At 59.5% G+C, this 22,118-nt stretch carries 22 protein-coding genes and 1 tRNA gene; 1 reads left to right on the plus strand and 22 read right to left on the minus strand.

Translation table 11 applies throughout. The annotated features are described in order from the left end of the window. Positions 1-112: 112 nt before the first annotated feature. The 13 genes from ACQZ63_RS01405 to ACQZ63_RS01465 form a co-directional block, all read right to left on the minus strand. Positions 113-1,018: an ABC transporter permease gene (locus ACQZ63_RS01405; RefSeq protein WP_113555872.1), complete on the minus strand. Its 906-nt coding sequence runs from the start codon at positions 1,016-1,018 to the stop codon at positions 113-115. Beyond that, positions 1,008-1,952, minus strand: coding sequence for an ABC transporter permease (locus ACQZ63_RS01410; RefSeq protein WP_003512536.1), 945 nt, complete (start codon positions 1,950-1,952; stop codon positions 1,008-1,010). Before ACQZ63_RS01410 ends, ACQZ63_RS01405 begins: the two co-directional genes overlap by 11 nt. 72 nt (positions 1,953-2,024) lie before the next feature. Further along, positions 2,025-2,513: a Cu(I)-responsive transcriptional regulator gene (gene cueR / locus ACQZ63_RS01415; RefSeq protein WP_013635893.1), complete on the minus strand. Its 489-nt coding sequence runs from the start codon at positions 2,511-2,513 to the stop codon at positions 2,025-2,027. Between the two features lie 11 nt (positions 2,514-2,524). Further along, positions 2,525-3,547, minus strand: coding sequence for a 2Fe-2S iron-sulfur cluster-binding protein (locus ACQZ63_RS01420; protein WP_113555873.1), 1,023 nt, complete (start codon positions 3,545-3,547; stop codon positions 2,525-2,527). A gap of 12 nt (positions 3,548-3,559) precedes the next feature. After that, the gene (locus ACQZ63_RS01425) at positions 3,560-6,064 is read right to left on the minus strand and encodes a heavy metal translocating P-type ATPase (RefSeq protein WP_162763640.1); all 2,505 of its coding nucleotides are present in this window, start codon (positions 6,062-6,064) and stop codon (positions 3,560-3,562) included. A 247-nt stretch (positions 6,065-6,311) separates the two neighbouring features. Continuing rightward, positions 6,312-6,397, minus strand: a tRNA-Leu gene (locus ACQZ63_RS01430). Between the two features lie 141 nt (positions 6,398-6,538). Then, positions 6,539-7,267: a nuclease gene (locus ACQZ63_RS01435; RefSeq protein ID WP_113555875.1), complete on the minus strand. Its 729-nt coding sequence runs from the start codon at positions 7,265-7,267 to the stop codon at positions 6,539-6,541. A 116-nt stretch (positions 7,268-7,383) separates the two neighbouring features. After that, on the minus strand, positions 7,384-7,917 hold the full coding sequence (locus tag ACQZ63_RS01440; protein WP_003512531.1) for a MerR family transcriptional regulator: 534 nt from the start codon (positions 7,915-7,917) through the stop codon (positions 7,384-7,386). Positions 7,918-8,192: 275 nt separating this feature from the next. Beyond that, positions 8,193-8,531 carry an integration host factor subunit alpha gene (locus ACQZ63_RS01445; RefSeq protein ID WP_003512530.1) on the minus strand — a complete coding sequence of 113 codons (339 nt, stop codon included), beginning with the start codon at positions 8,529-8,531 and terminating at the stop codon, positions 8,193-8,195. Between the two features lie 243 nt (positions 8,532-8,774). Next, the gene (locus ACQZ63_RS01450; protein ID WP_003512529.1) at positions 8,775-9,746 is read right to left on the minus strand and encodes a beta-ketoacyl-ACP synthase III; all 972 of its coding nucleotides are present in this window, start codon (positions 9,744-9,746) and stop codon (positions 8,775-8,777) included. 4 nt (positions 9,747-9,750) lie between these two features. Continuing rightward, a complete protein-coding gene (gene plsX / locus ACQZ63_RS01455; RefSeq protein WP_003512528.1) occupies positions 9,751-10,812 on the minus strand; it encodes a phosphate acyltransferase PlsX in 1,062 nt (353 codons plus the stop codon). A gap of 99 nt (positions 10,813-10,911) precedes the next feature. After that, positions 10,912-11,475, minus strand: a complete 564-nt coding sequence (locus ACQZ63_RS01460) for a YceD family protein (protein ID WP_025593091.1) — start codon at positions 11,473-11,475, stop codon at positions 10,912-10,914. Between the two features lie 8 nt (positions 11,476-11,483). Next, complete coding sequence (locus tag ACQZ63_RS01465) at positions 11,484-12,023, minus strand: ubiquinol-cytochrome C chaperone family protein (protein ID WP_003512525.1); 540 nt, start codon at positions 12,021-12,023, stop codon at positions 11,484-11,486. A 270-nt stretch (positions 12,024-12,293) separates the two neighbouring features. Here ACQZ63_RS01465 and ACQZ63_RS01470 point away from each other — a divergent pair, with 270 nt between their 5' ends. Next, complete coding sequence (locus ACQZ63_RS01470; RefSeq protein ID WP_065661135.1) at positions 12,294-12,824, plus strand: outer membrane protein assembly factor BamE; 531 nt, start codon at positions 12,294-12,296, stop codon at positions 12,822-12,824. Positions 12,825-12,899: 75 nt separating this feature from the next. On the opposite strand, the gene ACQZ63_RS01475 is transcribed toward ACQZ63_RS01470, so the two are convergent. From ACQZ63_RS01475 to glyA, 9 genes are all read right to left on the minus strand, one after another. Continuing rightward, positions 12,900-15,038 carry a sodium-translocating pyrophosphatase gene (locus tag ACQZ63_RS01475; RefSeq protein WP_448799075.1) on the minus strand — a complete coding sequence of 713 codons (2,139 nt, stop codon included), beginning with the start codon at positions 15,036-15,038 and terminating at the stop codon, positions 12,900-12,902. A gap of 219 nt (positions 15,039-15,257) precedes the next feature. Continuing rightward, the gene (locus ACQZ63_RS01480; RefSeq protein ID WP_025593088.1) at positions 15,258-16,481 is read right to left on the minus strand and encodes an MFS transporter; all 1,224 of its coding nucleotides are present in this window, start codon (positions 16,479-16,481) and stop codon (positions 15,258-15,260) included. Positions 16,482-16,502: 21 nt separating this feature from the next. Continuing rightward, entirely contained in the window at positions 16,503-17,000 is a 498-nt protein-coding gene (gene nusB / locus ACQZ63_RS01485; RefSeq protein ID WP_013635887.1) for a transcription antitermination factor NusB, read from the minus strand. Between the two features lie 4 nt (positions 17,001-17,004). Next, a complete protein-coding gene (gene ribH, locus ACQZ63_RS01490) occupies positions 17,005-17,451 on the minus strand; it encodes a 6,7-dimethyl-8-ribityllumazine synthase (protein ID WP_025593086.1) in 447 nt (148 codons plus the stop codon). A gap of 164 nt (positions 17,452-17,615) precedes the next feature. After that, positions 17,616-18,248, minus strand: a complete 633-nt coding sequence (locus tag ACQZ63_RS01495) for a LysE family translocator (RefSeq protein ID WP_003512513.1) — start codon at positions 18,246-18,248, stop codon at positions 17,616-17,618. Between the two features lie 262 nt (positions 18,249-18,510). Then, positions 18,511-19,122: a riboflavin synthase gene (locus ACQZ63_RS01500; protein WP_003512512.1), complete on the minus strand. Its 612-nt coding sequence runs from the start codon at positions 19,120-19,122 to the stop codon at positions 18,511-18,513. Then, a complete protein-coding gene (gene ribD / locus ACQZ63_RS01505) occupies positions 19,122-20,255 on the minus strand; it encodes a bifunctional diaminohydroxyphosphoribosylaminopyrimidine deaminase/5-amino-6-(5-phosphoribosylamino)uracil reductase RibD (protein ID WP_113555876.1) in 1,134 nt (377 codons plus the stop codon). The genes ACQZ63_RS01500 and ribD overlap by 1 nt, the downstream gene beginning before the upstream one ends. A gap of 2 nt (positions 20,256-20,257) precedes the next feature. Next, a complete protein-coding gene (gene nrdR, locus ACQZ63_RS01510) occupies positions 20,258-20,737 on the minus strand; it encodes a transcriptional regulator NrdR (protein WP_003512508.1) in 480 nt (159 codons plus the stop codon). A gap of 12 nt (positions 20,738-20,749) precedes the next feature. Continuing rightward, a complete protein-coding gene (gene glyA, locus ACQZ63_RS01515) occupies positions 20,750-22,039 on the minus strand; it encodes a serine hydroxymethyltransferase (RefSeq protein WP_003512506.1) in 1,290 nt (429 codons plus the stop codon). Positions 22,040-22,118: the final 79 nt, after the last annotated feature.

Raw genomic sequence — 22,118 nt, forward strand, 5'->3', positions numbered from 1 at the left:
AGGCATGGGCGTATTTTCAAGCGGCTTCAGACGATAATACTCTCCTCGGGGCTATCGTGCCCTGTGTATGTTTGATCGGCGCGGGCGCCGGTCATTGCTCTAACCGCAGGCGTCAATGGCCGTTCGGTTTCCTGGTATCCATGTTCAGGCCGTGGCCGATCCATGTCACGCTCAACGCCGACAGGAAAATCGCCAGACCCGGTGCGATCACGAGAATAGGCATACGTTCCGCATAGGCCTGCGCATCGGCTAGCATCAGCGCCCAGTCTGCGGCAGGCGGCTGCACGCCGAGGCCGAGAAACGACAGTCCGCCCACCGTGATCAGCTTGTGGCCGAAGCGCAGGAAGGCAACGGCTGCGATGGGCCAGATCGTGTTGGGAATGACATGCCGGAAAATAATGAAGCGGCGTGTGCATCCAAGCACTTCGGCGGCGCGCATATATTCTCGGGAATTGATCGAAAGCGTCAGCCCGCGTGCCAGTCGCGCAAAAGGTGTCCAACCGACGATCGTCAGCGACGCGATCAATGTTCCATATCCCGGGCCGAAGATGGCGACGAGGAAAATGGCGATCACCACGTCAGGGATGGCGATGAGCAGATCCACCACCCGCATCAGGACTTCATCGACAACGCCGCGGCAGCGACCGCTGATGATGCCGATGAATGTTCCGATGGCGACCGACAGAATGACTGTGATAGCGGCAATCGTGACCGTGAAGCGTCCGCCGATAAGCAACCGGCTCAAGACATCACGCCCAAGATGGTCAGTGCCCAGCCAGTAGGCGGCGCTTGGCGCATTCAATCGCAGGCGAAGGCTTTGCTGCGCGGGATTATAGGGCGAAATCCACGGCGCGATGACGAGCAGCACGATGATGACGAGAAAAATCGCCGAACCCGCGTAGAACGTCCAGTGCCGCCGGCGGATGAAATCCGTGAACCGGAAAAGTGTCGACGGGCGCTTGGGCAAGGTCATTGGCATGGCGGCTACCGGCGCGCTCGGGAAGTGACTAATGGTCATGTTGACCTCGCATTGCTGGATTGATCAGGACATAGAGGCCATCGGCCAGGGTATTGATCAGGATGGAAAGGGCGACGATGCAGATGAAACCGCCCTGCAGCATGGGGATGTCCCGATTGACCACGGCGTCATAAAGAAGCCGGCCCATTCCGGGGATGGCGAATATCACCTCCACGACCACCGATCCGCCAAGCAGGCCCGCAAGCCATAGGGCAAAGAAGGTGACGATCGGAAGCGAACCGTTGCGAATGCCGTGGCGCATGACCGTGCCATGCATGCCGAGACCGCGGCTGCGGGCCGCCGTGATGTAAGGCGCGCGCAGAACCTCAGCCATGGCGGCGCGCGTCACCTGTGTGAAATAGGCCAGTGGGCGCAGCGTCAACGTCAAAGCGGGAAGCACCAGCGAGCGCCAGCTATCCCAGCCCGCGGACGGCAACCAGCCGAGATAGAGCGCAAAGACGAGCGCCGACATCGGCGCAAACCAGTATTCCGGCGTGGCAACGAAGGTCTGGATCATCAGCGTTGCGAAATTGTCCAGCCGACCACCCGGGCGCATCGCCGCCAACGTGCCGAGCGGCAGGGCGACGGCGACCGCAATCGCCAGCGCCGTCAGTGCCAATGTCACGGACACGCCGAGAGAGCGCAAAAGCTCACCCGCCACGGGCTGGCTGCTGGTGAAGGAAAAGCCCAGATCACCGCGCAGCGCGCCCGACAGCCATGCGAAATATTGGACGTAAAGCGGCCGGTCGAGCCCGAGGCTTAACCGAAGGGCCTCGACTGCATGCGGATCGAGCGCCGTATCGCGCATGCGCGAAAACAGAATGGTGCGGGCTGGATCGCCACCGGCCATGTAGGGCAAAAGAAACGCGATGACGGAGACGATCATCAGCATAAGGCACAGAATAAGGAAGCGTTGTATTATCTGTATCCACATTGCCTGTTCTCCTTCGCCGAAAATGGCCATTGCACTGCAATTGATGATCGGTCCCCGCCGGGGAAATGCGGTTTATTTCATGAGGCGCGGCAAATCCGTCACCACACCGGACGTGCCCTTCAGCATGCCGGAACGCTTGGGCAGGATCGCCACCGGCGTAAAATCGGGGTCTTCAGACTGGGCAAGATCCTGAATGATCGGGCAATCCGGCTCACCATTGTCAGGGCAATAGGTCGCGATATTTCGCAGCGTGTCGGCCATCTCCCGAAGAGCATGCATCTTGGCCTCGAGATCTACGACATGTTCCATGACGATGCGCTTGACGTCGCAGGATGCACCGCCGGGATCGCGCCACAGGGTCATGAGCTGCCTGATCTTTTCGATCGAGAAACCGAGGTCGCGGCCGCGGCGGATGAAACGCAGCGTCTCCAGATCGTTGGTCGTATAGACCCGATAACCGGATTCCGTGCGGTTTGCGGATTTGATCAGCCCGATCGTCTCGTAGTGGCGGATCATCTTTGCGGAAACACCGGATGCGGTGGCGGCTGTACCAATGTTCATCGATCCTGCTCCTATCTTTCCGGGGTGAAAAACACGTCTGCATGAATGTCGGCGGTGCGGATGCCCCTTGCCAGGAGCTGCGGCACCGTTGCCTCAATCATCGCCGGCGGTCCGGCCAGATAGGCTTTCCAGCCATCGAGATCGTCGAAGTCGTCCGCCACGGCGGAACTGACATAACCGCGCCGCATCTGCGCATGGTATTCATTCGAGATAACCGGAACGAAGCTCAGATTGCCGTGGCTTACGGCAAGTTCTTCGAAACGGTCGACCATATAGAGGTCACGCTCGGCGCGGGCGCCGAAATAGACATGGATCGGGCGTTGCCGGCCCGTGGTCCGATCAGTGGCAAGCGCTGCCTCTACCACCGCCTTCACCGGCGCCAGCCCCGAACCGCCGGCAATGCCGAGGATCGGTCCGCAATGCTTTTCCCGCAAATACGAAGCCCCGAAGGGACCGACCAGCACGACAGGGTCACCCGCCTTGGCGTTTGCGAAAATATGGCCACTCGTGACGCCGCCGGGGACATGCCGGATATGGAATTCGATCAGGTCCTCATCGATGCGGCTGGCAATGGAATAGTCACGCGGCGAACAATCCGGATAAAGCAGGCGCACATATTGGCCGGCCTTGAAGGTAAACAGTTCGCGATCGTCGAGCCTGATGCGGATGAGCTTGATATCATGCGTCGCATCCACCGCTTCCGCGATGACGCCATCAAAGCGGCCGGCCGGAATATCGGCAAACTCATCCTCACCGTCGAGCCAGCCGATCGTCACGTCGCTCAACGGCACGGCGCGGCACGCGAGTGTCAGTCCTTCCGCCTTTTCCTCCTCGGTCAACGAAAAAGGCGTATGCTTGAGAAGGTCGATCTCGCCTGAGACGAGGTGCGATTTGCACGCCCCGCACCGGCCCATGCGACAGCCGTGCGGATAGGAAATTCCGGCGGCAAGGGCGGCCTGAAGGACGGTCTCGCCCTGCGCTGCCACAATGCTGCGTCCGATACGTGGCAAATAGACTGTGTTTCCAGGCGTCATCACATCCGCCCCCTATTCTGCCGCTGCGAGTTGCATGCCGGACGATCTGTCCAGCAGCGGCGGGCGGAAGCTTTTGAGACGCAGCGCGTTGGTCAAGACAAACACGCTGGAAAGCGCCATGGCTCCGGCAGCAAGAACAGGCGACAGCAGAACACCGTTGGCAGGATACAATATTCCGGCCGCCACGGGAACGAGTGCGGCATTATAGGCAAAGGCCCAGAACAGGTTCTGGCGGATGTTGCGGATCGTCGCCTTGGACAACGCAATGGCATTCGCGACACCGCGCAAATCGCCAGACATCAACACCACATCGGCGCTTTCTATGGCGACATCCGTACCCGTGCCGATTGCGAGACCCACATCGGCCGCCGCAAGGGCTGGCGCATCGTTGATGCCATCACCGACGAAGGCCACCCGCCGGCCATCGGCCGCAAGTCTTTTAACGGCCTCGACCTTGCCGTCAGGCAGTACTTCCGCCACCACTTCGTCGATTCCAAGACGGCGGGCAATGGCTTCGGCCGTGCGGCGGTTATCGCCTGTTATCATCGTGACCTTGAGACCAAGCGCATGCAGCGCTGCGATCGCCTCCGGGGTCGTCGGCTTGATCGGATCGGCAACAGCGATGATGGCGGCCAGCCGGCCATCGACAGCGGCATAAAGCGGCGACTGCCCTTCCCTGCCCAGCCGGTCGGCATCGTCGGCGAACTTCGCAATATCGTAACCGAGCTTCACCATGAAGCGGTCGGCGCCCGCCTCGACCTTGCGGCCGTCAACCGTTGCCGCAACGCCGAAACCGGGGGTCGCCTCAAAGCCGGCCGCGTCGGCAAGCGTCAGGCCACCATCTTTTGCCGCCTCGACGATCGCTTCGGCTATGGGATGTTCGGAACGGCTTTCAAGCGAGGCGACAAGGCGCAACACCTCATCCTGATCGAAGCCTTCGGTCGTGGTGAAATGCACCAGTGTCGGCTTGCCGAGCGTCAGCGTGCCGGTCTTGTCGACGGCGATGACATCGGCATCACGCAAAGTCTGGAGAGCATCGCCGCGCCGGAATAGCACGCCCATTTCGGCTGCACGGCCAGTTCCGACCATGATCGAGGTCGGGGTGGCAAGGCCCATGGCGCAGGGGCAAGCGATGATGAGGACAGCGACGGCGTTAACCAGCGCAAAGGTCAAGGCGGGGTCGGGCCCGACGACAAACCAGACGATGAAGGTGGCGAGTGCAGCGAGCATGACTGCAGGCACGAACCAGTTGGTCACTTTGTCCACCAGCGCCTGTATCGGCAGCTTGTCGGCCTGCGCTTCCTCGACCATGCGAATGATCTGCGCGATCAGCGTGTCGGCGCCGACCTTCGTGGCGCGGAACGTGAAGGAGCCGTTTCTGTTGACCGTACCGCCCACGACTTCGGACCCAGCCGTCTTGGTCACCGGCACCGGCTCGCCTGTAATCATCGATTCGTCGACATAGGAAGAACCATCAAGCACCAGACCATCGACTGGCACTTTCTCGCCGGGACGGACGACGATGACATCGCCAGTCGCAACATCCTGCAGCGGCACATCGATGGTTTCACCATTGCGCATCACACGGGCCGACTTGGCCTGCAGGCCGACGAGCCGCTTTATCGCCTCGCTGGTGCGGCCCTTGGCGCGCGCCTCGAGGAAACGGCCGAGCAGGATAAGCGTGACGATCACCGCTGCGGCCTCATAATAGACATTGGCCGTGCCTCTCGGCAGGATTTCGGGCACGAAAGTGGCGACGACCGAGAACCCCCAGGCGGCGGCCGTGCCCAGCACCACCAGCGAATTCATATCCGGCGCCAGCCGCAGAAGTGCGGGGATGCCTTTTTTGAAGAACCGCAGGCCCGGCCCGAAGAGAACAAGCGTGGTCAGCGCGAATTGCAGATACCAGCTTTCCCGCATGCCGACGGTTTCCATCACGAAATCATGGATGGCGGGCACCAGATGCGAGCCCATCTCCAGAATGAAGACCGGCAGCGTCAGGGCAACAGCGGTGGCCAGGCTGATTTTCAAACCGCGCAACTCGGCTTCGCGCCGGTCCGGCTCGTCACCCTTGGCCTTGTCGGCGACGATCTCGTTTGCCTTGTAACCGGCTTGGCTGATTGCTTCGGCCAGCCTGGCGGCAGAGACGGCATTGCCGGCGACGCGGACGGTGGCGCGCTCCGTTGCGAGATTGACACTCGCGTCGGAGACACCGGAAACGGCCTTCAGCGCCTTTTCGACACGGCCGACGCAGGACGCGCAAGTCATGCCCTCGATATCGAGTTCGATGGTTTTCTCGTCGACGCTATAGCCTGCATTTCGCACGGCATCGACAACGGCCGAAACGTTGGGCGCTCCTGAAAAAGCAATATCGGCGCGCTCCGTCGCAAGATTGACCGAAGCCTTGACGACCCCCGGCACCTTGGCAATAGCCTTCTCGACACGACCGACGCAGGAGGCACATGTCATTCCCTCGATGGCTATCGAATGGTTCGCCTGTATCTGGATTTGTGACATGCGCATGACCTCTTTTTCTCTTTACAAAAAAAAGATAGGGCTTCCCATCGTGGCAAGGTCAATAGGCTCTTTTGGATGATTTTCACGGAGAAATGCCGCGAGCGTGAACAAGCCCATTTTTTAGGCTGACTCATGCATCATGATGCAATCGATTGCCCGGATATCGACTATCCCGGCGCAGAATCCATCCTGAATGCCCGCATGTCGCAGGAAAACGGCAGAGAAATCTTTTAATTGGAGATGGAAATGGTGCGGACGGCGGGACTTGAACCCGCAAGACCAATGGTCGGCAGATTTTAAGTCTGCTGCGTCTACCGATTTCGCCACGTCCGCATTGTCGCGCCGCGTGCCAACAGGCCCCGGCGCTACAAAATTGCCTTGTCATTCCTCAGGCACAGGATCGAACGAGACCCTGACCCCAAGCACCGACAGCGCCACATCTACACAGGCCGCACCGTTTCGGTCAACCGGGCCTTAGCCACACCAGGACTGATTTTTTGCCGAGACCGGATGAGCCAGGCCTTCCCGCACGAGTTGATCGGCAAAGGATACGCCCGAACGTGAAATCCGTTTGCGTTCCATGGCTTGCCCGCCGGCTGTTGCCGACGACGCCACATCGAATGCGCCGGCATTCAACATATCCCGCAACCGCACCTTGGCAATGAAACCGCGCTGACGCTCTTCCATGCATCGCGCCCGGTCGATCTGCGGGACCTCGATGCCGGCGAGCTGCATTTTCACACCCTTCATCCAGAAGGTATTGCCATCGGCCACGCAATTGGTAAGACCTGAGCGACCACAAAAGGCAAAGGCGCCGCTTTTTTCTCCCAGCGAGACTTTTTCGACCGAAGGGCGTGTTTCCGGCAGGATAGCGGCAACCTGGCTCTGCTGTGCCGCAGGCGGCATGGCAATCGAGCGTGGCGGCACCGGACCATTGATCGGTGAAACCGGCGATGCGGGGCGGATGGCCGCCACCTTCTCCGGTGCGGCCGTCTCGCGTTTGGCGGCTACGGCGATCTTGGGGGAATTTGTCGTGGTGGATGTTGCCTTCGCGACATGCCGCTGCGGCATAAGACTGTCGCGATGTTCGTAAGCCTGAATGCCGCCGGCCACGACGCCCAGCATCAGCAACCAGGGCCAAACGCTGCCGCCGGCCGATTTCTTCGCCGTACGGCGTCGCGTTGTCGGTTTTCGATTGCTCACGATCAGACTCCTTTTTACGGAGCCGCATTATCGGTCAAGAGAGTTTCTGAAAGGTTGGCATTCCAGAGCGCCTTCGCTTTTCCTGAAAATGCTCGAACAGAGTTGTGGATAAACGATCAGCGAACCTGATCAAGCAGCCGCTTGCATTCGAGAAGATCGAACAGCGCCTCCTGCAACAGCGCTTGGTCATCCTTGCCGATGCCAGATTTGCCGACCGATATCTCGGTATCGCTGTTACCGCCACCGAAGCCGAAAAATCGGCCGCTCGGCTTGGCTTTCGGGCGGCCGACGACCTCGTCTCCGTCCGGATCCAGCACGCGCGGTTCGGCAACTTCCTTTTCGCCGCTCGCTGCCATGATGGCTTCCATGGTCGCAAGATCGCCTGACGCGATTGCCGCCACGAAACGGTTTCCGTTGGTTTTCAGAAGTTTCTGCACACCTTTGATGGTGTAGCCGTGGTCATAAAGAAGATGACGAATGCCCTTGAGGAGATCGATATCATCAGGGCGGTAATAACGGCGGCCCCCGCCCCGTTTCATCGGCTTGATCTGCGGAAAGCGCGTTTCCCAGAAACGCAGCACGTGCTGCGGCAGGTTCAGCTCATCCGCCACTTCACTGATCGTCCGAAACGCGTCGGGGCTTTTGTCCAAACTTCCACTCCCATCCGGACTTTGAGCGCCATGCACCCAGCCGGACACTGAACAAGAACGCTTTTCACCAGCCGATACCGTGCATCATGTATTGCGAAAAATCGAACCCGATCCTCGCACCGATGCCCGTGGCGGCAAGATACCATTTATCTAAAATTGATTATGATGTGAGTCGACCAGATTTCAACGGCTTGCACGTCGAAATTCAAGCATGTTCACAAGAAGAATGGGGATAAAGGCTTGCCATGCGGCAAAAAACCCGTGTTACAGCCGGCTTACGCCCCGGCTTTCTGACCCTTTTGCTTGGTCTTGCGAGCCGTATGCGCCTTCAGGATTCGCTGTTTCAGCACGTTTGACGCCTTGAAGGTCATGACGCGGCGCGGCGAAATCGGAACTTCCTCACCCGTTTTCGGGTTGCGGCCGATACGCTCGTTCTTTTCCCTGATCTGAAATGTCGCGAAGGACGAGAGCTTGACGACCTCGCCGCGCGTGATCGCATTACAAATCTCGTCGATGATCGTTTCGACCAGTTCGGCGGATTCGGTGCGGGACAGCCCGACTTTACGAAACACAGATTCTGCAAGATCTGCGCGTGTCACTGTCTTCCCGGCCATTTTTCCCCACAAACCGTGTCTGAATTTTTCTCTAGGAGCCGCCGAGATTATTTCCCTTGTGGCGACCGGTCAAGGGATTGTTCCAGATTCATTTGAGGCTTTCGGCAATCAGTGCAATGGCTTAGAGCGACTGACGCGGTTTTGCCGCACGCGGGGGTCGCTTCAGCGCGTTTGAACGGGGTACTGCCGCAAAAATCACAACCGATTTTGTGCCAGCGCCCCGGTAAACGCTAAAATTTGCCGTTACCAGCGCAGCAGCACTGCGCCCCAGGTGAAACCGCCGCCCATGGCTTCCAGCATGACCAGATCGCCTTTCTTGATGCGTCCGTCACTGGCCGCAACGGCAAGCGCCAGCGGAATGGATGCGGCCGACGTGTTGCCGTGCTTGTCGACGGTGATGACGACTTTTTCCGGATCGATGTTGAGCTTTTTTGCCGATCCGTCGATGATGCGCTTGTTGGCCTGATGCGGGACGAGCCAGTCGAGATCATCAGCCGTCGTGCCTGTCGCCTCGAAAGCCTGTTCGATGACGTCGGTGATCATGCCGACAGCGTGCTTGAACACTTCCCGGCCTTCCATGCGCAGATGGCCGACCGTGCCGGTCGTGGAAGGTCCACCATCGACGTAAAGCTTGTCCTTGTGCGAACCGTCGGAGCGCAGCTGCGAGGTGAGGATGCCACGATCGCTGGAAGTACCTTCGCCTTCGCCTGCCTCGATTACGAGTGCGCCTGCACCATCACCGAACAGAACGCAGGTGGTGCGGTCCTTCCAGTCAAGAATGCGCGAGAATGTTTCGGCGCCGATAACCAGCACGCGCTTGGCCATGCCGCCGCGAATGTAAAGATCGGCGGTGGCCACGGCATAGACGAAGCCGGAGCAGACGGCCTGCATGTCGAAGGCGAAACCGTGGGTCATGCCGAGACGGTTCTGGATGTTTACCGCCGTTGCCGGAAATGTATTGTCCGGTGTCGAGGTTGCCAGAATGATGAGGTCGATATCATCGGGCGTCAGGCCGGCATTGTCGAGCGCCGCACGCGCCGCAGCCTCGCCGAGCGAAGCGGTGGTCTCGCCTTCTCCCGCTATGTAGCGCTGACGAATGCCCGTGCGCTGCACGATCCATTCATCGGAAGTCTCTACGACCCCTTCGATTTCACTATTGGTCATGACACGCTTCGGAAGCGCTGCCCCGAAACCACGTACGATAGAGCGGATCATTCCCTTATTCCTCGTCAGCCACGAGAGCTTCGGGCGCCGGGGGCGGAAGCCGTCTTGCGTGGTAAATCTTCAGATCGTTTTCAATTTTTGCTGTAAGACCGTTATGGACCATGTCGTAGCCGACATCGACCGCGGAGGCAAAACCGATGGCATCCGTGCCGCCATGGCTTTTGATGACAATGCCGTTCAGGCCGAGAAACACGCCGCCATTGACCTTGCGCGGGTCCATTTTTTCTCGCAGCACATCGAAAGCGCTTTTCGCGAGAATATAACCGATCTTGGCAAAGAAGCTGCGGGAGATCGCCTCACGCAGAAGCGTGGTGATCTGGCGCGCCGTGCCTTCGGCGGCTTTGAGTGCAATGTTGCCGGTGAAACCTTCGGTCACCACCACATCCACCGTGCCCTTGCCAATGTCGTCACCCTCGACGAAACCGCGGTAATCGATGGTGCCTAGATCGGCCTCGCGGATCAGCCGTCCGGCTTCACGGACCTCTTCCTGACCCTTCACCTCCTCGACACCGACATTCAGCAAACCGACGGTCGGACGGTCGATATCGAAAAGCGCACGCGCCATGGCGCCGCCCATCAGGGCAAAATCGAGCAATTGCTGGGAATCGGCGCCAATCGTGGCGCCAACATCGAGCACGATGCTTTCGCCTTTCAGCGTCGGCCATATGCCAGCGATGGCCGGGCGTTCCACCCGCGCCATGGTGCGCAAACAGAATTTGGCCATGGCCATCAGCGCGCCGGTATTGCCGGCGGATACGACGACGTCCGCTTCACCGAGCTTCACGGCCTCGATGGCGCGCCACATGCTGGAGACATAGCGGCCACGACGAAGCGCCTGACTTGGCTTTTCGTCCATGGCGACCGAAATTTCACAATCGTGAAAGACCGATTTTTCCCGAAGTGCGGGATATTGTGCCAGAATGGGGTCGCACTTGCTTTTCTGCCCGTAGAGCAGAAAAGTCACATCGTTGTGCCGTTCAAGCGCCTTGGCGGCACCGGGTATGGCAACATCAGGGCCGAAATCGCCACCCATGACGTCAATCGCTATTCTGATCACTCGTCCCTTATCCTTTTTGCCGCCACTCAAGCGGATTTTGCGCGAAAATACCTGTTCCGGCCTGTGTTACAATAAAATTATTTCAGCCCGGCGGCGCATTCAGTCTTTTTTCCAGTCTTTCAGCACGGCGAAAGGCGACGGACGCTTTTCTTCTTCAGGCTCATTTTCGGTCGTATCGGTAAATTCGATATCCGATTTGCGCGGATAGGGATCGATCGCAAGGGCCGCGAATTCCGCAACAGTCGCGCCAACATCAATGCTGTCGCCGGTGAACTGGTCGGGAATGTCAGGGCCATTGGGGTCGAGTACGATCTCCCCTTCCTCATTGGTGACCATCCGCGCCAGCTTCGACCCTTCCGGCACGAAAATATGCTCGACGCTCTCGTCGATCTTGCTGGAGACCGGCTCCAGCGTCACGACGCAGGCCTGGGTCACGGCCGCATGCACCTCGCCCTTGATCTTCACGCCATCCCTCTTCCAGCGGGTAACCTGCAGTTCCGCCTTCAGATATTCGACGGAAACCACATCCCAGAATTTCGCCAGCGCCTTCAGTTCCTCGGCATTGGCTTCAAGACCAATCCTCACCGGATTGGCGGAAATATGGCCTACCTTTACGGGGTAGGAAAAAGGCAGATCGTCATTTGCGGCGTGTCGCGCGTTCATCGTAAACCTCATAGTCCAGGCAAAGGCAGCTTCAGGCTTCCGGTTGCTATCGTTTCTTCGGAGCCTGCGGAAAGGTTGGAAGACGCCTCCATCATCCAGCCCGCAAGCCCGTCCAGTTCCGGTGCCTTCTCATCTGTCTGGGGGTATATATTGCGCCGGAGCGCTGCGGCAAGGGCAACAGGGTCGGATGCATCCAGCGCCGCCGCATAGGATTCGAGCCGCCCGTAGAACATGCCGGCAAATTTCTTCATGCGCTTCGGCACGCCCTGGTCGCCAATGCCGAGCTCACGGATGGAATGGTCGATATCCTGAAAAAAGGCGTCGACGATCTCCTGGGCGATTTCCTGCCCGCTCACACCGGAGGATTTGGTGCGGCGGAAATAGAGAATCATGATGATCGACAGCATCTCGAAGCGGCCCATCACCGTGTCTGGAACGCCGAGATCAAGATAAAATGCGGGCGTGCGGGCCGCAGCCGTCAGGATCGCATATTGCCGGTCTACTATGGCGCGGTTGTTGTTTTTCTGTCTGAACAGCCCGAATATCATCGTTTTTTTCCGAACGGGGCTGGTGAATTCGCTCACCCGCCTATCGCACTTGTTGCATGATCGCCAAAGCTGGTTTACCGAAGCATCCACGAATTGCAATGCTGTCGCGGTCACGTTCGTCTTTCGGCTGAAACAGTCTAAGAGACCGGAAGAGTTTCCAAAGGCCGTGAAAGCGTTGAATTTGGGGGGTGATCGGGATTTTCCGTCCCCGGATTGACACAATCATGTGCACAGACACTGTGCACCACGCAATGCCGGAAGGTGCCATTCATGATCGCAGTCGGGGAAAAGCAGTTGAGCAAGCAGAAATCCGCAAGTCACGGCAAAATTCTGGGCAAGACCGCCATCGCAATCGTCGTCGCGTCCACCCTGCTCTCCGCCTGCACCAGCACCACCGATGTGTTCCACAACGGCTACGTCATGGACGAGCAGTCGCTTCAGCTGATCCCGGAAGGTTCCAGCCGCGAGCAGGTTCTGCTGACCATGGGCACGCCCTCCACCACGGCGACGTTCGGCAACGAGGTTTTCTATTACATCTCGCAGAAGCGTGTGCGCCGCGCCGCTTTCATGAAGCCGACGTTGGTCGAACAGAACATTCTCGCGATCTATTTCAACAAGGACGGCGTAATCGAGCGTAAGGCCAATTACGCGCTGCAGGACGGCAAGGTCTTCGACACGATTTCGCGTACCACCCCGACAGGCGGCAAGGATCTCACCTTCCTGCAGCAGCTGCTGTCCGGCGGCACCTCGGGCGCCAACATCGCCAAGAGCATTCTTGGCCAGAGCGGCAACACCCCCTGATCGGAAGACGGAACGAAAATTCAAAGGCCCGGAGATCGCTCCCCGGGCCTTTTTCTTTGTCGATGCTGCAACTCCTTAGTGGGCGAGAACCGCCAATAGCAGTAGCGCCACGATATTGGTGATCTTGATAGCCGGGTTGACCGCCGGACCGGCGGTATCCTTGTAGGGATCGCCCACCGTATCGCCCGTAACCGACGCCTTGTGGGCGTCCGAACCCTTGACGTGGCGCACGCCGTCCTTGTCAATGAAGCCATCCTCGAAGCTTTTCTTGGCGTTATCCCACGCACCACCACCGGAGGTCATGGAAATCGCCACGAACAGGCCGTTGATGATGACGCCAAGCAGCGATGCACCGAGTGCGGCAAAGGCAGAGGCCTTGGAACCTGAGATAAGCAGCACGCCGAAATAAACGACGAGCGGCGCCAGAACCGGCAACAGCGACGGAATGATCATCTCCTTGATCGCCGCCTTGGTCAAAAGATCGACCGCCCTGCCGTAGTCCGGTTTTTCCGTTCCTGCCATGATGCCAGGCTTTTCGCGGAACTGGCGGCGAACTTCCTCGACGATAGAGCTTGCCGCCTTGCCCACCGCCGTCATGGCGATGCCGCCAAAGAGATACGGAATGAGGCCGCCGAACAGCAGACCGGCAACGACGTAGGGATTGGCAAGGCTGAAGGATATTTCGCCGATATCCTTGAAGTAAGGATAGGTATCGCCATTGGCAGCGAAATAGGACAGGTCGTTGGAATAGGCGGCAAACAGCACCAGCGCGCCGAGACCGGCAGAACCGATGGCATAGCCCTTCGTGACGGCCTTGGTGGTGTTGCCGACGGCATCCAGCGCGTCGGTCGCCTTACGTACATCCGGGTCTAGACCGGCCATTTCGGCAATGCCGCCGGCATTGTCAGTCACCGGACCGAAGGCGTCGAGCGCCACGATCATGCCCGCCAGACCAAGCATGGCGGTGACCGCGATGCCCGTGCCGAACAGGCCACCGAGCTGGTAGGTGCCGATGATGCCGCCAACGATGACAAGCGCCGGCAGCGTCGTCGATTCCAGCGAGACTGCAAGACCCTGGATGACGTTGGTGCCGTGGCCCGTGACCGAAGCTTGCGCAATGGAATTGACCGGGCGTTTGTTGGTGCCGGTATAATATTCGGTGATGACGACGATAAGCGCTGTTACCACAAGGCCGACCAGCCCGCACAGGAAGAGGTTTGTGCCGGTAATCTCCATTCCGGCAACCGTGCCGATGGTACCCCAGCCCACGGTCGCGTAAGTTGCCACGGCAAGCCCCGCAATCGAGAAGACGCCGGTGGCAATCAGCCCTTTATAGAGAGCGCCCATGATGGAGTTGTTGGTGCCGAGCTTGACGAAGAAGGTGCCGGCAATCGAGGTCAGGATGCAGGCGCCGCAAATGGCCAGCGGATAGACCATCGCGCTTTCCAGTATCGGCGTTCCGGCAAAGAAGATCGCCGCAAGCACCATGGTTGCCACCACCGAGACGGCATAGGTCTCGAAAAGGTCGGCCGCCATTCCGGCGCAATCGCCGACATTGTCGCCGACATTATCTGCGATGGTTGCAGGGTTGCGGGGGTCGTCCTCGGGAATGCCTGCTTCGACCTTGCCGACGAGATCGCCGCCAACATCTGCCCCCTTGGTGAAGATGCCACCGCCGAGACGGGCGAAGATGGAGATAAGCGAAGCGCCGAAACCGAGCGACACCAGCGCGTCAATCACCTCACGCGATCCGGGCGCATGGCCGAGCACCGAGGTGAGGATGAAATAATAGATGGATACGCCAAGCAGCGCGAGGCCCGCTACCAGCATGCCGGTGATGGCGCCCGACTTGAACGCGATGTCGAGGCCGGCGGCAAGGCTGTGGGATGCGGCTTGTGCGGTGCGCAGATTGGCACGGACGGAGACATGCATGCCGATGAAACCGGCAGCACCCGAAAGCACGGCGCCGATGATGAACCCGATGGCCGCGAGAGCCGACAGCAGATACCAGGCGAGAACGGCGACGATCAATCCGACGATGGCGATGGTGAGATATTGACGGGTGAGATAAGCCTGCGCACCTTCACGGATAAAACCTGCTATTTCACGCATACGCTCGTTGCCCTGATCGGCAGCGAGAACGCTCCTGGTCGTCCATGCCGCGTAAACCACGGACAGGACCCCACATAAAATCACTATGGGTATTACGGTCATGCGCACTTACCTCCCAAAAGGCCGGGTCTCACTCCCTCCCCGGCGTGGCGAACCATGTGCAAGGACAGGAGCGATCAAATGCGCGGCCTGTCCTGTCGTGGCCATTCTTCCCCTCCCAAGGAAAAATGACCTGCGCGGCAAGATTGCGTTGGCGAAAGGCGTGGCGTCAAGCCCACAAATTTGCCTGAAACATGAAAGGGGTAGAGATCGAAGGCGATCTTACGCGGCGTTTCTGCGCGGGGTCAGCAACAGCGACGCCACCAGCACGAGGCATAGGCCCGCAACCGGCCAGATAACGAGGTTCATGACCGACCAGCCCCAGGCCGTAAACACCTTGCCGGAAGAGAAGGACGACAGCGCTACCGTGCCGAACAGCACGATATCGTGAAAGCCCTGTACCTTGTCTGCCTCATGCGGGCGGTAGCTGGAGGTGATGATGGCGGTAGCGCCGATGAAGCCGAAGTTCCAGCCGAGACCGAGGAGAATGAGCGCCGCCCAGAAATTCCACAATTCGATGCCCATATGGGCAACGACGGCGCAGGCCATCAGCACGACGAGACCGGCTGCAACGATTTTTTCCGCGCCGAATCGCGCAATCAACATACCGGTGAAGAAACTTGGGCCGAACATGGCGAGAACGTGCCACTGGATGCCGAGCGTCGCAAGTTCGGTGGGAAACCCGCAGCCGACCACCATGGCGAGCGGCGCGCCGGTCATCATGAAGGTCATCAACGCATAGGAACCGATGCCGCAGACCATGCCGGTGACAAACCGGTGCGTGCGCACGATTTCCGACAAAGGCCGTGCCGCCTGCGCGTGGATAGAGGCGGCCTTCGGGTCCGGCAATTTCAGGAATGCCAGAATGGCAATCGCGATGATGCCGAGCGGCACCAGCGCGATGAAAGCACCGGCGAAGGTGACCGGTGCGAAGACATCCTTGCCGAAAATGGCAAGCTGCGGCCCGATGATCGCCGAGACGATGCCACCCGCCAATATCCAGGAAATGGCTTTTGGCTTGTAAAATGAGGGGGACGCGTCGGCAGCAGCGAAGCGGATTTTCTGCGTGAAGCCGCCGGAAATGCCGATAAGCAGCAGGCCGATCGCAAACAGCCAGAAGTCGGAGCGGAAGAGTGCCACGGCAGCAATGCCGCCGCCGATGGAGCACATCAGCGCGCCGACCATGAAACCCGCCTTGCGGCCGAGAAAACGCGATGCTGCGGCAACGCAGATGGCGCCCAGCGCCACGCCGATGTTGAAACCGGTAAGCGGCGCCGTTGCCAGCGACTTGTCAGCCCCGAGCAACTGGTAACCGGCAAGCGCGCCAACCGAGAAGCTCATAGGTGCTGCCGAGCCCATGATCGCCTGTGCGGCGGTCAGGAGGAAGACGTTGCGCTTCGCCTCGTCCAGTTGAACTTCAAGTCCGGGGACGGAAACGGCGCTCATATCTTCCTCACCTAACGTATTTCAGCGTTTTGCCTCGCCGCGCACCTGCTTGGCAATGCGGTCCAGAACCGCGTTCACCAGCTTCGGCTCGTCGTGCTCGAAGAAAGCACGGGCGATTTCGACATATTCCGTAACGATGACGGCGACCGGAACGTCCTTGCGCTCCAGAATCTCGAAAGCGCCGGCACGCAGGATAGCGCGAACGGTGGCATCGAGACGCGACAGCGGCCAGTCTTCCAGAAGTGCGGAGCGCACCAGTGGGTCGATCTTCGTCTGATCGCGGACGACGCCGGACACGATGGACCGGAACCAGGAAGGATCGGCCTTCAGATAGGTATCGCCATCGACTTCCTGACCGAGACGATGTGCCTCGTATTCCGCCACGACTTCCATCACGCCGGTGCCGCCGACATCCATCTGATAAAGTGCCTGCACGGCCGCGAGGCGCGCAGCGCCACGCTGGTTGGCGGGCTTTACCGAAGGCTGGCGCGGTTCGCCGCCATTTTCAACATCCGACATGCGTTCAGCCACCCAGTTTTTTCTTGAGCTCGATCATCGTCAACGCCGCGCGGGCCGCAAAACCGCCCTTATCCTTGTCAGAACGGCGAACACGTGCCCATGCCTGATCGTCGTTTTCGACGGTGAGGATGCCGTTGCCGATGGCCAGCGATTCGCTGACGGCGAGATCCATCAGGGCGCGGGAGGATTCGTTGGAAACGATGTCGAAATGGTAGGTCTCGCCACGAATGACCATGCCGAGCGCTACGAAACCATCATATTCCGTGCCTTCGTTGTCGCCGCCATCCAGCGCCATGGCAATGGCAGCGGGGATTTCGAGCGCGCCGGGAACGGTGATGACGTCATAGGTTGCGCCAGCCTCATCCAGCGCGAACTTCGCGCCTTCGAGAAGAGCGTCTGCCATATCGTCGTAAAAGCGTGCTTCCACGATAAGAAGATGGGGTTTGGACATGGGATTTTCCTGAAAAGGTTCGGGCCGGATCATACCGGCTTTTGCGGCGGTCAAACCACGGCTGGCCGTTTTTGGCAAGTAATTTCATGTGTCACCCGCGCAAGAGGCCCCGTTTACGAGACAATCGCGCAGGTTTTCGCGTTATTCGGCGAGGCTTACGAAAATCAGGTTTTCTGGAAAGCCAGATGCACGCCAAGCCCCATTAGCACCGTTCCCGCAGTGCGACGGGCAAGCACCTGCACCCTGCTGGAACGCTTGAGCCGCCCGACCATCGCGCCCGCCAGAAGCACGCCAACGAGATCGGCGGAGGAAAAAATGAAATTGACGGCAATACCGAGGATCAGCAATTGCAGCCAGATCGGAAAGGCCGCCGCCGGATCAACGAATTGCGGCAGAAACGCCAGAAAGAACAGCGCCGTCTTCGGATTGAGCACGTCGACGATGATGCTGTCGATGAAGGCGCGCCTTGCCGATTTCGGTTCGATGGTCAGATTGACGGTCTCACCTTCAAGCTTGCTGCGCAGCATCGAGAAGCCGAGCCAGATGAGATACAGCGCGCCACACAGCTTCACCGCCAGATAAAGCCACGGCACCGCCTGGAACAGCACCGAAAGCCCCGCCGCAGAGGCGACGATATGGAAATAGCAGCCGACATGGATGCCAAGCACCGCCATCAGCCCGGCAAACCGGCCGCGCGCCATGGTCTGCGCCGCTGCATAAAGCATGGCCGGGCCGGGAATATAGGCAAACAGGGCGGTGGTGATGAAAAAGGCTGTCAGCAGTTCGAAAGACGGCATGTCGTAATCCCCCTACCCCGTTTGGGCCTAAAGACGTCTTTATAGTGTTTGCGCGTCAATCGAAAGCGGAGTGCGGGACAACAACTGATCTGTCGCGATGGCGGAGGACGGTAAAGTCTATCCGGCATTCTGGCCTTGAGAGGTAATCCAGTCAACGCGCGTCTGCGCGACGGCAAGAGTCTTTTCAGCCCAAGGATTTGGGCCAGTCGGATACCGGCTCAAGGCCGAGAGTGTATTTCAGCACAATAGATGCCGAAAGGTGTTACGCCGAGGGAAACTCCGCAAGCCTTGCGGCATATCGCGCCATGGTGTCGACTTCGAAATTGACGAAATCACCCGGTTGGCGCTCACCCCATGTGGTGACTGTGAGCGTATGGCGGATCAGGAGCACGTCGAAATCCGTTCCGTCGACCGCATTGACGGTCAGAGAAGTGCCATCGAGTGCAATGGAACCCTTGGGCGCCACGAATTTCGCCAGATGGTCGGGCGCGCGCAGGCGGATACGGACCGCCTCACCTTCCGGCTCGACCGACAGAATCTCCGCCTTGCCATCGACATGGCCGGAAACGATGTGACCGCCAAGCTCGTCGCCAATCTTCAGCGCGCGCTCCAGATTGACGTGCGTGCCCTTCTGCCAGCCCGCAATCGTCGTCAGGCGCAATGCCTCTTCCCAGGCCTCGACCTCGTACCAGCGCTCGTTGCTGCCGTCTTCGGGCAGTTTGGTCACCGTCAGGCAGACGCCGCCATGGGAGATCGATGCGCCCATATCGATGGTCTTGGGATCGTAATTGGTCGCCACCCGCAGACGAATGCCTTCCGCCAGAGCTTCCAACTCGGACACGGTTCCAACATCGGTGACAATTCCGGTAAACATCAAAGCGGCCTTTCATAATCGAAGCAGCGATCCGGCCCGTAGGCGGTTTCGCTGACCAAAACATAATCGCCCGGAATATCGGCACGGCTGAGCGGCGTTTCAATCCCGCCTTCACCAACCACGACCGGGCTTTCAAACAGCATGATACGGTCCACGAGATCGGCTTCAAGGAACGATTTTGCGGCAAAAGCGCCGCCTTCAACCAGAAGTTCCGACATGCCGCGTTCAGCGAGAATGTGAAGGAGGTTCTCGAGGGTTGGTGCTTCAAGGATTTCGACGCCCGCGTCGGTCAGTTGTTGGCGACGGTCGTGGCTACCCCCCTCTGCCCTACCGGGCACCTCCCCCCCTGAGGGCAAGATACCCGGCAGGTCAGAGGGGGATAACGCCGCGACGATTACCGGCACCTCGCGTGCACTTCCCACCAGCTTAGACGTCAACGGTAGTTCAAACTTGCGATCAAGCACGATTCGGACCGGAGAACGATCTTCGAGACCTGCAATTCGAACGGTCAGTTCCGGATCGTCCGCTATCGCGGTGCGGATGCCCACGAGGATGCAATCGCAGCGCGCTCTCAGTTCATGCACGGCGTGCCTAGCCTGCGGACCAGTGATCGCTACCTGCCCCTCCCCTTGTCTGCCGATCATGCCATCGGCAGAAATGGCAAGCTTCAGAATCACATGCGGGCGTTTTTTAACCTGGCGTGTGAGGTAACCCGCAAGCGCTCTCTTGCCTTGTTCGCGCAGCAGGCCTGTTTCCACGACAATGCCCGCCTCCCGCAGGATGGAGTAACCGCGACCGGAAACACGCTCGTCCGGGTCGTCAACCGCCACAACGACACGGGCGACGCCGTATTCGACCAGCGCATTGGCGCAGGGCGGCGTCTTGCCCCAGTGCGAGCAGGGTTCAAGGGTGACATAGGCTGTTGCGCCGCGCGCCGCTTCGCCGGCGATTTCCAGCGCCTGGCGTTCGGCATGGGGGCGGCCGCCAATTGCGGTCACCGCTTCGGCGATGATTTTTCCGTCCTTGACGAGAACGCAACCGACGGAGGGATTGGTCTCGGTTTGACCCTGATGACGCAGGGAAACCTCGATTGCCCGGGCCATGAATTTTTCGTCATCGGCGCGGCTCGTCACGTCTATGCTCCGGCGTCTGTATCTCGGGCGATCTTGGCGTTGATTTCGGCAATCACGTTCTCGAAATCCTCGGCATGGCTGAAATCGCGATAGACCGAGGCGTAGCGTACGAAGGCCACGTCATCGAGACTCTTCAGCGCTTCAAGCACCTGGAGGCCGATTTCTTCCGAGGGGATTTCCGTCTCGCCGGAACTTTCCAAACGGCGAGCAATGCCGGAGACGGCCCGCTCGATCCGGTCCCGGTCAACCGGGCGTTTGCGTAGCGCGATCTCGAAGGATCGCACCAGCTTTTCCCGGTCGAAGGGCAGCTTGCGGCCGCTTTTCTTGATGACCATCAGCTCGCGCAGTTGCACGCGCTCATATGTCGTGAAGCGGCCGCCGCAATCGGGGCAGATGCGCCGCCGGCGGATGGAGGTGTTATCCTCCGCCGGACGCGAGTCCTTGACCTGTGTGTCTTCGGAACCGCAAAAGGGGCAGCGCATCTCTTTACGTCCTTACATGTACGGATACATCGGGAAACGGTCAGTCAGGCCGACGACCTTTTCGCGCACCGCAGCTTCAACAGCAGCGTTGCCCTCATCCGAGTTGGCGACCTTCAGACCATCGAGAACCTCGACGATCAGCTTGCCGATTTCGCGGAATTCCGCTTCCTTGAAACCGCGCGTCGTGCCGGCCGGCGTGCCGAGACGCACACCCGAGGTGACGAAAGGCTTTTCCGGATCGAAAGGAATGCCGTTCTTGTTGCAGGTGACGTAGGCGCGACCGAGAGCTGCTTCAGCACGCTTGCCGGTGGCGTTCTTCTTGCGAAGGTCCACCAGCATCAGGTGGTTGTCGGTGCCGCCGGAGACGACATCAAGACCACCTTCGATCAGCGTTTCGGCAAGCGCCTTGGCGTTCTTGACGACCTGTGCGGCGTAATCCTTGAATTCCGGCTGCAAAGCTTCACCGAAGGCAACTGCCTTTGCGGCGATGACGTGCATCAGCGGACCGCCCTGCAGGCCGGGGAAAACGGCGGAGTTGAACTTCTTGGCCAGATCCTCGTCATTGGTGAGGATCATGCCGCCACGCGGGCCGCGCAACGACTTGTGCGTCGTCGTGGTGGCAACGTGGCAATGCGGGAACGGCGACGGATGCTGGCCACCGGCAACGAGACCAGCGATGTGGGCCATATCGACCATCAGATAGGCGCCGACTTCATCGGCGATCTCGCGGAAGCGCTTCCAGTCCCAGATACGGGAATAGGCGGTGCCGCCAGCAAGGATAAGCTTCGGCCGGGTTTCCTTGGCCTTGCGCTCCACCTCGTCCATGTCGAGCAGGTTGTCGCCTTCGCGCACGCCGTAAGACACGACGTTGAACCACTTGCCGGACATGTTGACCGGCGAACCGTGCGTGAGATGGCCTCCGGAGTTCAGGTCGAGACCCATGAAGGTGTCGCCCGGCTGGAGCAGCGCGAGGAACACGGCCTGGTTCATCTGCGAACCGGAATTTGGCTGGACGTTGGCGAAGTTGACGCCGAACAGCTTCTTGGCGCGCTCGATGGCAAGCTCTTCAGCAATGTCTACGAACTGGCAGCCGCCGTAATAACGCTTGCCCGGATAACCTTCGGCATATTTGTTGGTCATGATCGAACCCTGCGCTTCAAGCACAGCGCGGGAAACGATGTTTTCCGAGGCGATCAGTTCGATCTCGTGGCGCTGGCGACCCAGTTCCTTCTCGATCGCGCCGAAAATATCCGGATCGACTTCGGCAAGCGGACGGGAGAAGAAAGCATCTGTGTTCGACATGGTGAAGGCTCCTGAAACAGTAATGCGATGGCGTCTTAGCGCCCTGCCCGAACAAGAGCAATACGGGCAGCGAGATTTG

The sequence above is a fragment of the Agrobacterium sp. CG160-95 genome (assembly GCF_053521725.1).

What these genes read in the sequence shown, in the direction of transcription:
- ACQZ63_RS01410 (WP_003512536.1), bottom strand. Translation starts at nt 1,952, where the DNA reads ATGTGGATACAGATAATACAACGCTTCCTTATTCTGTGCCTTATGCTG.
- ACQZ63_RS01470 (WP_065661135.1), top strand. Translation starts at nt 12,294, where the DNA reads ATGATCGCAGTCGGGGAAAAGCAGTTGAGCAAGCAGAAATCCGCAAGT.
- ACQZ63_RS01460 (WP_025593091.1), bottom strand. Translation starts at nt 11,475, where the DNA reads ATGAACGCGCGACACGCCGCAAATGACGATCTGCCTTTTTCCTACCCC.
- ACQZ63_RS01480 (WP_025593088.1), bottom strand. Translation starts at nt 16,481, where the DNA reads ATGAGCGCCGTTTCCGTCCCCGGACTTGAAGTTCAACTGGACGAGGCG.
- ACQZ63_RS01405 (WP_113555872.1), bottom strand. Translation starts at nt 1,018, where the DNA reads ATGACCATTAGTCACTTCCCGAGCGCGCCGGTAGCCGCCATGCCAATG.
- ACQZ63_RS01500 (WP_003512512.1), bottom strand. Translation starts at nt 19,122, where the DNA reads ATGTTTACCGGAATTGTCACCGATGTTGGAACCGTGTCCGAGTTGGAA.
- ACQZ63_RS01425 (WP_162763640.1), bottom strand. Translation starts at nt 6,064, where the DNA reads ATGTCACAAATCCAGATACAGGCGAACCATTCGATAGCCATCGAGGGA.
- ACQZ63_RS01445 (WP_003512530.1), bottom strand. Translation starts at nt 8,531, where the DNA reads ATGGCCGGGAAGACAGTGACACGCGCAGATCTTGCAGAATCTGTGTTT.
- cueR (WP_013635893.1), bottom strand. Translation starts at nt 2,513, where the DNA reads ATGAACATTGGTACAGCCGCCACCGCATCCGGTGTTTCCGCAAAGATG.
- ACQZ63_RS01450 (WP_003512529.1), bottom strand. Translation starts at nt 9,746, where the DNA reads ATGATCCGCTCTATCGTACGTGGTTTCGGGGCAGCGCTTCCGAAGCGT.
- nrdR (WP_003512508.1), bottom strand. Translation starts at nt 20,737, where the DNA reads ATGCGCTGCCCCTTTTGCGGTTCCGAAGACACACAGGTCAAGGACTCG.
- nusB (WP_013635887.1), bottom strand. Translation starts at nt 17,000, where the DNA reads ATGTCGGATGTTGAAAATGGCGGCGAACCGCGCCAGCCTTCGGTAAAG.
- ACQZ63_RS01420 (WP_113555873.1), bottom strand. Translation starts at nt 3,547, where the DNA reads ATGACGCCTGGAAACACAGTCTATTTGCCACGTATCGGACGCAGCATT.
- ACQZ63_RS01465 (WP_003512525.1), bottom strand. Translation starts at nt 12,023, where the DNA reads ATGATATTCGGGCTGTTCAGACAGAAAAACAACAACCGCGCCATAGTA.
- glyA (WP_003512506.1), bottom strand. Translation starts at nt 22,039, where the DNA reads ATGTCGAACACAGATGCTTTCTTCTCCCGTCCGCTTGCCGAAGTCGAT.
- ACQZ63_RS01495 (WP_003512513.1), bottom strand. Translation starts at nt 18,248, where the DNA reads ATGCCGTCTTTCGAACTGCTGACAGCCTTTTTCATCACCACCGCCCTG.
- ribH (WP_025593086.1), bottom strand. Translation starts at nt 17,451, where the DNA reads ATGTCCAAACCCCATCTTCTTATCGTGGAAGCACGCTTTTACGACGAT.
- ACQZ63_RS01475 (WP_448799075.1), bottom strand. Translation starts at nt 15,038, where the DNA reads ATGACCGTAATACCCATAGTGATTTTATGTGGGGTCCTGTCCGTGGTT.